This window comes from Polynucleobacter sp. QLW-P1DATA-2, from assembly GCF_001870365.1.
Classification (GTDB): Bacteria; Pseudomonadota; Gammaproteobacteria; order Burkholderiales; family Burkholderiaceae; genus Polynucleobacter.
The window spans coordinates 224538-237711 of record NZ_LZMQ01000003.1 but is presented as its reverse complement, the minus strand read 5'-3'; the positions used below and the strand labels follow the sequence as shown (position 1 = coordinate 237711).

Here is a 13174-nt window from a genome sequence, read left to right as displayed (position 1 = left end):
ATATGACATTATCCTCCTTGATACCTATTTTTGCAGACCAGCCCTCATGCCCATTCTTCCGACTCTGCCAGCTTCAATAGCCCAACCCTCTGTTCTAGGGCTTCAATTTATCCCACTGGTAACCGATATTTTCTTTGGGATGTTGGGTCTGATTGCTATTCTGATTTTTCATGGCAGCCTGATTAATCACATCATCATGCGCTTTGAACTGAAGACCCAGAAAAATCTTGGCTTAGGTCAATACAACCGCGTCTTCATGCACTTCTATGCCTCATTCTTCTTTATCGCTTTAGTCCATATTTGTGAAATCATCTTATGGTGCTTCTTTCTGCTTGGACTCGGTTTAATGGATGATGGTTTGCAAGCCTTGCTGTTTGCGGGCAGCTGCTATACCACCGTGGGCTTTGTGTCTGACGTACTGCCTACTGGCTGGAAAAGTCTTGCCTTCTTTATAGCGTTTACAGGTTTATTTTCTTTAGCTTGGACAACATCCGTCATGATTGGCATGACGGATGCTTATAAAGCAGCCTGGAATCTCAAATATGGCCGCAGGGATCTTGGCGATTCTTGAGGTAGTAACCGTAAACACAACGACTTCCTCCCCGCGAGGGATCATGGGTGTCATACATGACTCCATCAATCACCGCAGTCAGGTGCTTGGAAACCTTCACAATCAATATGCCATTAGGTAATTCATTGGGTCTGAGATGGACTTGGCAGCCAGCACCCACCTTCATCGTTGGTACCCACTCAAAGCCCTGTTTCAGAATGTAATCATGAAAGACGTTCCGGTGATTGCCATTACGAGGTGATGAGCCTGTGCGGGTGAGATGACGGGAAAGCCTGTTATCCCGCTCCTGCGCATAACGCTCATTAGCCTCGCGTAGATCTTCATAGACCTGCATGTAAGGCAAGTTGGCAGCAATTGCAATGGATCTCACAACACAATCGCCTGCCCCGCCCTTAAACCCAGCCGCATCTCTACCGCCATCATGAAATTCAAATGGAAAGGCCTGATGTGCCTGAGAAAAGAGTTTAAAGATGTTAAACAATTTGATTAACTATTGGCTGTAAATTAAAAATGGACTTGCCTTGCGACAAATCCATTTCATTTTTTACAGATAGACGTAAATTATTTAGCCTGAGCCTTCTTCACCTCTAAACGCCATGCATGCAACAAAGGCTCTGTGTAGCCATTTGGCTGTTCGAGACCCTTGAAGATCAAATCACTGGCCGCTTTATAAGCAAATGAGTCTTGGTAGTTTGGCATCATTGGCTTATACAAAGCATCTCCAGCATTCTGACCGTCTACTACCTTAGCCATACGCAGCAAAGTTTCATTTACCTGGTCTGCAGTTACCACGCCATGCAATAACCAATTAGCAATATGCTGACTAGAAATACGCAATGTTGCGCGGTCTTCCATCAGGCCCACGTTATGAATATCAGGCACCTTAGAGCAACCAACACCTTGGTCAATCCAGCGAACTACATAACCTAAGATACCTTGGCAGTTGTTGTCCAACTCTTGCTGAATCTCTTCTTTGGACCAATTTGGCTTCTCAGCCACTGGGATCGTTAGTAAATCATTGATCAAGGCTTCGGCTTCAGCAGCGGTATCGAGCTTTTCCATTTCCTTTTGGATCTCAGCTACGTTTACCTGATGATAGTGAAGTGCATGCAAGGTTGCCGCTGTTGGTGACGGTACCCAAGCAGTATTGGCACCTGCTTTTGGATGAACAATCTTTTGCTCAAGCATGGCCTTCATCAAATCTGGCATTGCCCACATACCCTTACCGATTTGAGCACGACCACGCAAGCCACAATCCAAACCTGCAAAGACATTACGACGCTCATAGGCAGATAACCATTTGCTGGTTTTCATATCCCCTTTACGGATCATTGGACCTGCGTACATAGAGGTGTGCATTTCATCACCAGTACGATCCAAGAAGCCGGTATTAATAAAGGCAACACGTGCACCTGCTGCTGCAATCGCTGCTTTAATGTTAGCGCTCATACGACGCTCTTCATCCATGATGCCCAGCTTTACAGTATCCGCTGGCAAACCAAGCAATTTCTCAACACGACCAAACAGCTCGCCTGCAAAAGCCACTTCTTCTGGGCTGTGCATTTTTGGCTTCACGATATAGACAGAACCTTTGCGAGTGTTACCGATAGCCTGGGTTGCGGGACGATTGATGTCGTACAAGGCAATCAACACAGTTACTACGGCATCCAAGATACCTTCGTAAATCTCTTTGCCATCGCCGGTAATAATGGCTGGGTTGGTCATTAAGTGACCGACGTTACGGAGGAACAAGAGTGAACGGCCATGCAAAGTCACTACGCCATCTTTTGCATCTACTGCGCCAATACCGGTCTTGTATTTACGATCTGGATTCAGCGCGCGAGTAAAGGTTTTGCCACCCTTTTCTACTTCCTCAACCAAGGTGCCCTTCAAAATACCAAGCCAGTTCTCATAAGCGAGAACCTTGTCGTCACCATCAACTGCAGCGATAGAATCTTCTAGATCCAAAATCGTAGAAAGCGCTGCTTCGAGTACTACATCGTTAATGCCTGCAGGATCGCTAGCACCAATCGTTTTACTCTTATTAATTTCGATATCAATATGCACACCGTTGTTGCGCAAGAGCACAGAGCTAGGCGCTGCTGCATCACCTTGGTATCCAACAAATTGCTTTTCGTCAGCCAAGCCAGTGACGCTACCGTCTTTGAGCTTCACGGACAATGTATTGCCATCCACCAAATACGCTACTGAATCTTTATGTGAACCCTTAGCCAAAGGCGCGGCTTGATCCAAGAAATTACGCGCAAACGCAACGACTTTTGCACCGCGAATTGGGTTATATGCACCCGCTTTCGTAGCGCCATCTTCTTCAGATAAAACGTCCGTTCCATAGAGAGCGTCATACAAAGAGCCCCAACGTGCATTTGCAGCATTGAGCGCGTAACGAGCATTGAGAACCGGAACAACTAACTGAGGACCTGCTTGTAATGCTAATTCATCATCAACATTCTTAGTAGTGCCCGCCACCTTACCTGGAACATCATCAAGATAATCAATTTCCTTAAGAAACTTACGATAGGCTGGCATATCTTTGATTGGGCCTGGATTAGCTTGATGCCATTTATCTAGATCAACCTGAATGCGATCGCGTTTAGCAAGCAATGCTTCATTTTTAGGGGTTAAGTCTTTAACGATTTCATCGAAGCCCTTCCAAAAGTCAGCGCTCTTGATACCAGTTCCTGGAAGCACTTTGTCTTCGATGAAGCGATATAGAGGAGTTGCTACTTGAAGGCTATTGCAGGTAGTACGTGCAGTCATGTTGAAAACCTTAGTGTCTGATACAAAAGTTAATAAATGGGTTGCTTACTGTGTTACTGATTCAAATATTTTCCATCAATCCTGGAAAGGGTGCTGAAGGAGAATAGTCTCGTCACGCTCTGGGCCCGTAGAGACCATGGCGATCGGCTTACCAGCCACCTCTTCGATGCGACGCAGGAAATTCTGGGCTTCTACAGGCAATTTGGCCCATTCGCGAATTCCGAAAGTGGTGCCCTTCCAACCTGGAAAATCTTCATAAATTGGCTCACAACGGGCTACCGACTCTGCACCGCGCGGCAATACGTCTAATTTTTTGCCATCTAAGTTATAGCCAACACATAAACGAATAGTTTCTAGGCCGTCGAGCACATCCAATTTGGTAATGCAAAGACCTGACAATCCATTGATTTGGATTGAGCGCTTCAATGCAGCAGCATCCAACCAACCAGTTCGACGCGGACGCCCTGTTACTGAGCCAAACTCTTTGCCAACTTCAGCAAGACGTACACCAATAGGATCCTGTCTTGCTGGGTTGTCATGGTCATACAACTCGCTTGGGAATGGGCCTGCACCAACGCGAGTGCAATAGGCCTTAGTAATACCCAAGATGTATTGCAATGAATCAGGTCCGACGCCGGAGCCTGCAGCAGCATTACCCGCCACACAGTTGCTAGATGTTACATAAGGATAGGTACCATGATCGATATCGAGCAATGTTCCTTGTGCACCTTCAAACAAGAGATTTTGTCCAGCTTGTTCAGCAGCATATAAAGCACTAGAAACATCTACTACCATAGGCTTCAATCGTTCCGCATAAGACATTGCCTCAGCAAGTGTCTTTTCATAATTCACTGGCTCAGCACCGTAATAATGAGTGAGCATGAAGTTGTGGTATTCCAAGTTCTCACGCAATTGCGCTGCAAACTTCTCTGGGTAGAATAAATCTTGTACTCGTAGCGCACGACGAGCTACTTTATCTTCGTAGGCTGGGCCGATACCACGACCGGTTGTACCAATCTTTGCTTCTCCACGTTTTTTCTCACGCGCATGATCAATTGCTACGTGATACGGCAGAATCAAAGTGGTTGCCTCTGAGATCTTCAAGCGAGATTGCACGTCTAAACCGGCTGCTTCGAGCTCGCCGATTTCTTTAAAGAGAGCTTCTGGTGAGAGTACGACTCCATTACCGATATAGCAGATCACCTCTTTGTGCATGATTCCAGAGGGGATCAAACGCAAAATCGTTTTCTTATCGCCAATGATCAAAGTATGGCCGGCATTGTGTCCACCCTGAAAGCGAACCACTGCTTGAGCATGATCGGTCAACCAATCAACCACTTTACCTTTGCCTTCATCACCCCATTGGGTGCCAATGACAACTACGTTACGACCTGGTGCTTGCTGCTTTGAAGACATATTGAAATCCAAAAAGATAATTACAAAATAGGTTGATAGTTCAGCTTACTTCTTTACTTCTTCTTTACTTCCCAAGAACTACCCTGCTTTACTAGCTCTCGATCACATTCATATTCGGCAGCTTCGACGGATTCACCAGCAAGCACCTGAATAACAACTTCGCCACGACTACGTAGTTCAGCAATAGCCTTTTCTAAAGCAGCGTCCTGAACCCAAGGAGCAAGAATGGCGAGCTTACGAACATTTAAAGGTGACAGGCTGGCTAGTGTCAGTAGGTCTAATGAAAATCCAGTAGCGGGACGCGAGCGTCCGAATGCTTGACCAACCTGATCATAGCGACCGCCTCTAGCGATTGGCTGTGGCAGACCATCTACGTAGGCGGCAAACATCACACCGCTGTGATACTGGTAGCCACGCAAATCTGCTAAATCAATACTGAGCTCTAAACCACCATTGGTATTTGCTGCAGACACAATACGCTCTAAATCCGCCAAGGCTTGATCAATAGCGGCATGCTTAGGTAACACTTTTTTAGCCTGCGTCAATACTTCTGCACATGGCCCATTGAGCTCTGTTAATGCAATGAGCGCATCAGCTACTGTTACGGGCAGACAAGTAGCCCACTGCTTTAGGCGTGGACGATCCTTGCTTTGTAAAAGTCCATATAAGGATTCTATGGTTTCTTTATCCAACTTCTGGTCAGCTACGATGCCAGTCAAAATGCCAGCGTGTGACAAATCAAGGTAAACCTTCTTCAGACCAGCAAGCTCGAGCGTTTTCAGCAATAAGGTGATGGCCTCAAAGTCCGCTTCCCAATTAGCGCTTCCATAAATCTCTGCGCCCAATTGCAATTGCTCACGCGAGGAACTGCCTACTGGTGTACGGGCATGCGCAACAGAACCTGCATAGCAAAGGCGGGTAACACCCGCGCGATTTAACAAGTGTGCATCGATACGCGCCACCTGCGGAGTGATATCAGCACGCAGACCTAAAGTACGGCCAGATAACTGATCCACTAATTTGAAAGTTTGAAGATTGAGATCAGAACCAGTACCAGTCAATAAGGAATCCAAAAACTCCAGAATTGGAGGGGCTACAAGCTCGTAGCCATAAGACTGATACAAATCCAAGATGGCGCGACGCAAAGTCTCTACCTTGCGAGCCTCAGCCGGCAAAACATCTGCAATATCTTCAGGAAGTAACCAACGATTCATGATTTGGATTATTCGCTTTCTTATTTTTTGTGCAGAAACTTGAAGAACTCGCCATTAGGCTCCACCACCATCACGTCCTTCTTGTCCTTGAAGGAGTTCCGGTAAGCCTCCAGGCTCTGATAGAACTGTGCAAACGCAGGATCACGTCCAAAAGCTTCTGCGTAGAGAGCAGTTGCCTTAGCATCGCCCGCTCCCTTGATCTTTTGTGCATCACGATATGCTTCAGCCAAAATCGTATCGCGCTGACGCTCAGCATTCGCACGAATTTTGTCTGATTCTGCTGCACCCATTGAGCGCAACTCATTTGCGACTCGCTTACGCTCTGCTTCCATACGACGATAAACCGAATCGCTGATTTCAGCTAGCAAGTCAACACGCTTCAGACGAACATCCACAATCTCCACACCAATATCAGATGCATCATCAGCAACCTTGGTTCGAATACCCTGCATGACCTGTTCACGCTGATCTGAAATTAACTCACGTACAGTACGTTTAGTAAATTCCTCATTCAATGCAGAGCGAACTAATTGGGTTAAGCGATCTTCGGCCAGACGTTCATCGCCCTTGAAGCTTATAAAGAATTTACGAGGATCAACAATGCGCCATTTCACATAAGAATCAACGAGGAGATTCTTTTTCTCGGCAGTAATGAAACGCTCGGCTTCTGGATTATCAATGGTCAGAATGCGGCGATCAAAGAAGCGTACGCTTTCAAATGGAGCTGGGTACTTTATCTGTAGGCCGGGTTTTTCAATGACGCGTACGATCTGGCCAAAAGAAAAAACGACTGCGAACTTACGCTGATCAACAATAAAGATACTCGAAGAGAGCACATAGATCAGTGCAATAAAGGCAATAGCCCCAGCAATTAAGCGATTAGCATTCATTAGCGTGAATCCCGATCGCGGCTGCGCAAACCATCACGCTTATCAAGCGCTTTATCCCCAGCGCTTGCAGCCGGTGCAGATGTGGCATTGGCACTTGTTGGTGCAGGAGTATTGACTCCGGTAGCACCACCAACCGTTACTGAACCCGTTGGTGTAGCCGTATTACCTTGATTTGTCTGTGATGTCTGTCCAGTTGCAGCTTGAGTGCTTTCGGCGTTTACTTGCGCGATGATCTTATCGAGGGGCAGATACAAAAGATTATTGCTCTTGGTGGTGTCAACCAAAATCTTAGTGACGTTGTTATACATTTCGCGCATTGTGTCGATGTACATGCGATCACGCGTTACCTGTGGCGCTTTGGAATACTCCACCAAGATTTGCTTAAAGCGGCCAGCATCACCTTCGGCAGTAGCCACAACACGAGCCTTATAGCCCTCAGCCTCCTGAATTAAGCGTGCTGCCGTTCCTTTTGCGCGAGGAATAATGTCATTGGCATAAGCCTGACCTTCACTTTTTAAGCGCTCCTGATCTTGACCCGCTTTTACAGCATCATCAAAGGCAGCTTGGACTTGCTCTGGTGGTTGTACGTTTTGCACTGTGACGCTGGTGACGTAAATGCCAGTCTTGTAACTATCCAAGATTTTCTGAATGGAGGCCGCTAGGTCAACACCGATCTTCTCGCGCCCTTCGTACAGAACGGTATCCATCTTGCTACGCGCAACAATTTCACGGACAGCAGTTTCTGCTGCCTGAACGACTGCAGCATCAGGATCACGATTATTAAATAAATAATCAGTTGGATCTTTAAGGCGATACTGAACAGCAAAGCGCACATCAATAATGTTTTCATCTTCAGTCAACATTGAAGAATCTTTTTGATTGGTAGCCTTGATCAGCACTGGACGCCCTACCTCTACTGAGCGAACGCCAGAAAGATTGACTGTTTCGGCAGACTGGATCGGCCATGGCAAGTGCCAGTTGATACCAGGCTTAGCGGTGTAGTCGTACTTGCCAAAGGTCAGCACAACTCCAGCTTGACCCTCTTGAATAATGAAAAAGCCGCTACATACCCAAATAAAGAATGCGACACAGGCTATTGCAAATGGGCCACCCTTAGAAGCGAATGGGTTGGGGAAATTGAAGTTGGGTCCAGTGGAGCCACCGCCATTACCGTTACCGCCACGTTGCGATGGCGGAGGAATATCTGTGTTGTTAGGTTTGTTAGCAGTTGGGCCTGGATTTACACCGGGCTTTTTCTTACCGCCAAAAATGCCTGCAATTCTGTCATTGAAATCGCGCCACAACTCATCCAAGTCTGGCGGACCATCGGGTTTGGTGGGTTGCTTATTTGGCTGATTCTGTTCTGGGTCTACTTTTGGAGCTTGTTCATTTCCCTGCCCATCTTTGGCATCTTTAGAACCATTGTTAGAGCTGTTGCCCCAACCTGGGTCATTGACCGAAAACAGGTCTGAAAATTTACGCGTCATTAGAAAAATAGCTTCGTTTGGGAATCGGATTAAATTCGGATGATTCTGGTCGTTCTGGTAAAGGGGCTAAAAACTCGTCCGGAGCCATCTGCTTCTTGGCACGGTTGTGTTCACTCCTCATTTTATCAGTCATTTGGGAGCATTCCGCCAGGGCTGACCTCAGTAAATCAAGGCCCAAGCCCGTCTGGGCGGATAGGAAAACCTGGCTGGGGAAGCCTTGGGCATCGCGCTCCAAAACTGCCCCACGGGTAAAGGTTTGGGGCATCAGATCAATCTTATTCATTACCTCAATCCGAGGGATGTTATCGGCCCCAATTTCCTCTAAAACGGCCTCTACTTCGGCCTTTTGCTCTCTGGCAACAGGGCTGCAGGCATCAACCACATGCAAAATCAGGTCCGCATGAATGGTTTCATCCAGGGTCGCCCTAAAGGCCTCTACCAGTTGGTGAGGCAAATCACGAATAAACCCCACGGTATCCGAGACCACAATCGACCCCACCCCCTCCAAATGGACTTTTCTAGAGGTGGTATCGAGGGTGGCGAAAAGCTGGTCAGCGGCATAAGTGCCCGCCTTGGTTAGCGCATTAAAAAGGGTGGATTTACCCGCATTGGTGTATCCAACCAAGGAAACAGAAAATACATCCTTGCGATTGCGCGCCCTTCTCTGGGTTCTTTGCTGGCGCTGAAGTTTTTCTAATTCATTTTCTAGGCGCTTCGCTTTGGTCGCCAACATGCGGCGATCTAGTTCCATCTGTGTTTCACCAGGACCGCCACGCACACCAATACCGCCTCGTTGGCGCTCTAAGTGACTCCAAGCTCTGACCAAACGTGACATGCGATAACGCACTTGCGCCAATTCAACCTGGGTCTTACCGATATGACTTTGCGCCCGTTGACTAAAAATATCCAAAATCAATCCCGTGCGATCCATGACATGGCGACCGAGATGACGCTCTAAGTTACGTTGCTGCGTTGGCGATAAGGGATGATTGAAGATGGCGAGCTCTGCATCATGCTCTTCCATCAAGCGCTTTACCTCATTTGCTTTTCCAGAACCAATGAATAAAGCGGGATCAGTTCTGCCTTTGCGGGCTATGACACTAGCTGCAGGTATAGAGCCAGCGCTATCAGCCAAAAGGCTAAGTTCGGCCATGCTATCTGCAAAATCTTCGCGTCCTGTATCAACCCCAACCAAGACGGCACGAGCTGCATCTACTCCAGTTTTATACAGAGCTACCTTCTTCTATACGGAAGTCAATCGCACGAGCCGGAACGATCGTGGAGATTGCATGTTTGTAGACCATCTGCGTTACGGTATTACGCAGGAGCACAACATATTGATCGAATGACTCAATATTGCCTTGCAATTTAATACCATTTACAAGATAGATAGAAACAGGAATGTGCTCTTTGCGTAGCGCATTAAGAAATGGATCCTGTAGTAATTGAATTTTGTTAAGGCTGTTATTACTCATACTGCTCCTTATTTATTTTTTGCTTGCTTACTTTTTTTGGGAGTCTTGCTTTTTATTTAATTAAATCAGAATTACTGAACTATCTATATTGGGCTCAATTTTATAAAAATCAAGCCCTAAAACATCTGAGTGCAAAAGCTTATCTGAAATCTAGCGTTTTTTGCCCTTTTTGCCCTTATCTTCATCAACATAGGGGTTTTTGGCGGTATTCATCTGAATTCGCAAAGGCGTCCCGCGCAACTTAAAGACATCCCTAAAGCGACCTTCCAGATAGCGCTTGTAACTATCAGTAACACCACTCAATGATGTTCCATGAATAACCACGATTGGCGGGTTCATGCCCCCTTGGTGTGCATAGCGCAACTTAGGACGCCCCATACCAACGCGTTTTGGCTGTTGATGCTCAATTGCCTCTTGCAAGATTCGGGTTAAACGTGGGGTTGGCAATTTCGCCATAGCGGCCGCATAAGCAGCATCCACATCTTTAAACAACTCTTTAAGGCCTGTACCTTTTTTTGCAGAAATCGGATGTACGTTTGCAAAATCAAGGAAACGCAACTTTTGTGCAATCTCTAAACGTGCCCGCTCTTTTACATAAGCGTCAAGGCCATCCCATTTATTAACAGCAACAACAAGGGCTCGCCCTGCTTCCACAATAAAGCCGGCAATGTGCGCGTCTTGCTCAGAAATATCTTGCTGTGCGTCAAGCATCAGAATAACGACATTGCAATCTGCAATGGCTTGCAAAGTTTTCACAACCGAGAACTTCTCAATCGCTTCAAATACTTTACCGCGACGACGTAAGCCTGCAGTGTCAACCAGTATGTATGGCTTACCATTGCGCTCAAACGGAACTTCAATCGCATCGCGTGTTGTGCCTGGCATATCAAAGGCAATCACACGCTCTTCACCGATCAACTTATTGATCAAGGTAGATTTGCCTACGTTTGGACGCCCCACAACCGCAATCTTCATAGGGCGATTAGGATCGTTGGCTAATTCATCTTCCTCAGGCTCTGCAATGCCTAAAGAATCCAATGCATCATCGATCAGACCACGGACACCATCACCATGGGCGGAAGAAATAGGAAATGGCTCGCCTAATCCGAGCTCATGAAAGTCCGCAGTAACAACACCCGCTTGCATACCTTCTGTTTTATTGACAGCCAAGATGATGGGTCTACCTGTCTTGCGCAGGAAATCAGCAATCACTCGATCTTGTGGCGCCATACCCAAGCGACCATCAACCAAGAAAATCACGATGTCAGATTCTGCAACCGCTTGTTTAGTTTGCTTGGCCATCTCAGCAACGATGCCGGTCTTAGCAACAGGCTCAAAACCACCGGTATCCACGCAAATGAAAGCGCGCTCACCAATCCGGCCTTTGCCATAGTGACGATCTCTAGTTAGGCCAGAAAAGTCTGCCACCAACGCATCGCGTGAACGCGTTAAGCGATTAAAGAGTGTCGACTTCCCAACATTGGGGCGGCCGACGATAGTAATGACTGGATTCATTTTGGACTGTACGCCGCGATTTTTCCACCTTGAGATTGAATCAAGATGAGGCCGCCCACTGCAATAGGGGCGGCTGAGATTGGACTACTGTCGTGACGAATACGCGCGAGCATCTCGCCATTCGCCTGTGAAAATGCATGAACATACCCTTGTGCATCACCCATGAGCAACACTCTGCCAACAGCCAATGGCTCACCTACGTCCCGGAAAGTCAGTTGCGTATTTTCCCAAACTTGATTGCCGTCTTTGGTAGCAAATGCAGTGACATACGATTTTTCATTTGCCGAGAAAACTAAGTCAGCACTTTGGGCAGTGCCGGTATAGCTTGAATAATCCTTAAACCACAAGAGATTGCCAGTACGCGCTTGGCCACAGCCAATCCGGCCTTGATATGAAACTGCGCAGAGGACATCGCCCTCCATGCTTGGCTTAGCAGTCACATCATTTAAGCGCTCGATCTCAGAGAAGCCTTTAGGAAAGGATACCGGCGTTTCCCAAATCAAACCACCATTCGCAATCGCAATCATGCCAAAGCGACCACCAGCAAAACCCGTCACGATCACTTCATTATTAATAGGCAACATGCCATAACCCACGCGCAAGGACAGGGCTGATTGTTGGCGCTGATAAATCCACTTACGTGCACCAGTTTGAGCATCTAAGCCAATGAAGCGGTTATCCAATGCACGAATCACCACAATGCCAGCAGCAACTATTGGCTCACTTAATACTTCACTGCCCACATTGACGTTCCACAATGGCTTACCTGTGTCGTCATAGGCATAGACAGTACCTTTACTACTTACAGCCACTGTCACCCGACCATCAGACCCAGGCCCGATCGCCAGCTTTTCAGGTACAGAAATTTCCCAAGCAGTCTTGCCAGACATCAAATCGATTTTGGCTAGGTTTCCACTATGAGAGGCAACATAAACGGCATCTCCAGCTACCGCTGGGTGGAAATTAAAGGCTTCTGAAGAGCCAATGTTATTCGTCCAAACGGGCTGCAAATCAAATTGATTACTTACCGGAACCAACTCGGCTGGTTTACGTACCCTGGAATTACCAGAACAAGCAACTAAGGCTGTTGCAGCAATGCCAATGATCAAGGCGCTACTCACGAGCCTAAAAGAACGTTTCGCGGTATGGTTCACTGCGCAATTCCTCCAACAGCATCTAACTTAACCTTCAGTAGGCGGCGCGCCTCTTCAGGAAATTCTTTTGCTTGATCCAGCTTTTTCCAAGCCTCTTGATAGCTTACTTTTGCTTGCGCATTGTTCTTCTGAGCTAAGTACCAATCACCCCGGCGCTCAAGCCACAAAGCATCATAGCCAGCAACTGGCTTATCTTTCAGGATTTGATCCGCTTCTGCAAAATCTTTTTCAGTGCCCTGCTCTATTAATTGGGATACCAAACGCATCTTAGCCAAAGCAAGGTAGCCATCATTCGAAGAGTTCTTAGCGGCCCAACGTAAATAATCCAAAGCTTTTGCGCTATCACCAGCATCCGATGCAATACGAGCAGCAATCAAACTAGACATGGGTGCATATGGAGTACGTCCATAATCTTTTTGTAAATCATCTGCAGCGCGTAGGGTTTGATCTTTATCGCCCTTAGCAATGGCGCTGATCATCGTCTCGTACAACTTAGACGCCTCAAGTGCTTGGCTGTTGCGCCACCATTGATATCCACTGTAAGAGGCATAAGCGAATAACGCGACTGTCACAACGCCCGTAATGAGGTTGCGGTACTTTTGCCAAAACGCTTTGAATTGGTCTAATTGTTCTTGTTCTTCTAGATCTAAAGGCATATCAATCCGAGCTGATTT

Annotated in this window: 12 protein-coding genes; 1 reads left to right on the top strand and 11 read right to left on the bottom strand. The window is 46.9% G+C overall.

Translation table 11 applies throughout. The features are described from left to right. Positions 1–46 precede the first annotated feature (46 nt). Positions 47–571: a hypothetical protein gene (locus A9236_RS03770; RefSeq protein WP_071465507.1), complete on the top strand. Its 525-nt coding sequence runs from the start codon at positions 47–49 to the stop codon at positions 569–571. Here the strand turns inward: A9236_RS03770 and A9236_RS03765 are convergent. The 11 genes from A9236_RS03765 to A9236_RS03715 all read right to left on the bottom strand — a co-directional run bounded on the left by A9236_RS03765 (position 537) and on the right by A9236_RS03715 (position 13156). Further along, positions 537–1052, bottom strand: coding sequence for a hypothetical protein (locus tag A9236_RS03765; RefSeq protein ID WP_071465506.1), 516 nt, complete (start codon positions 1050–1052; stop codon positions 537–539). The genes A9236_RS03770 and A9236_RS03765 overlap by 35 nt on opposite strands. Positions 1053–1132: 80 nt before the next feature. Continuing rightward, entirely contained in the window at positions 1133–3349 is a 2217-nt protein-coding gene (locus A9236_RS03760) for a malate synthase G (RefSeq protein WP_071465505.1), read from the bottom strand. A gap of 75 nt (positions 3350–3424) precedes the next feature. Beyond that, on the bottom strand, positions 3425–4765 hold the full coding sequence (locus tag A9236_RS03755; RefSeq protein WP_071465504.1) for an adenylosuccinate synthase: 1341 nt from the start codon (positions 4763–4765) through the stop codon (positions 3425–3427). A gap of 53 nt (positions 4766–4818) precedes the next feature. Continuing rightward, positions 4819–5979 carry an ATP phosphoribosyltransferase regulatory subunit gene (locus A9236_RS03750; RefSeq protein WP_071465503.1) on the bottom strand — a complete coding sequence of 387 codons (1161 nt, stop codon included), beginning with the start codon at positions 5977–5979 and terminating at the stop codon, positions 4819–4821. Positions 5980–5999: 20 nt separating this feature from the next. After that, positions 6000–6869, bottom strand: a complete 870-nt coding sequence (gene hflC, locus A9236_RS03745; protein WP_071465502.1) for a protease modulator HflC — start codon at positions 6867–6869, stop codon at positions 6000–6002. Beyond that, positions 6869–8356: an FtsH protease activity modulator HflK gene (gene hflK, locus A9236_RS03740; RefSeq protein WP_071465501.1), complete on the bottom strand. Its 1488-nt coding sequence runs from the start codon at positions 8354–8356 to the stop codon at positions 6869–6871. Before hflK ends, hflC begins: the two co-directional genes overlap by 1 nt. Further along, on the bottom strand, positions 8346–9551 hold the full coding sequence (gene hflX / locus A9236_RS03735; protein WP_083393487.1) for a GTPase HflX: 1206 nt from the start codon (positions 9549–9551) through the stop codon (positions 8346–8348). The genes hflK and hflX overlap by 11 nt, the downstream gene beginning before the upstream one ends. A gap of 28 nt (positions 9552–9579) precedes the next feature. Then, positions 9580–9831, bottom strand: coding sequence for an RNA chaperone Hfq (gene hfq, locus A9236_RS03730; RefSeq protein ID WP_071465500.1), 252 nt, complete (start codon positions 9829–9831; stop codon positions 9580–9582). A gap of 150 nt (positions 9832–9981) precedes the next feature. Next, positions 9982–11346, bottom strand: a complete 1365-nt coding sequence (der, locus tag A9236_RS03725) for a ribosome biogenesis GTPase Der (RefSeq protein ID WP_071465499.1) — start codon at positions 11344–11346, stop codon at positions 9982–9984. Continuing rightward, a complete protein-coding gene (gene bamB / locus A9236_RS03720; RefSeq protein WP_071465498.1) occupies positions 11343–12500 on the bottom strand; it encodes an outer membrane protein assembly factor BamB in 1158 nt (385 codons plus the stop codon). The genes der and bamB overlap by 4 nt, the downstream gene beginning before the upstream one ends. Continuing rightward, complete coding sequence (locus A9236_RS03715) at positions 12497–13156, bottom strand: tetratricopeptide repeat protein (RefSeq protein WP_071465497.1); 660 nt, start codon at positions 13154–13156, stop codon at positions 12497–12499. The genes bamB and A9236_RS03715 overlap by 4 nt, the downstream gene beginning before the upstream one ends. Positions 13157–13174 lie beyond the last annotated feature (18 nt).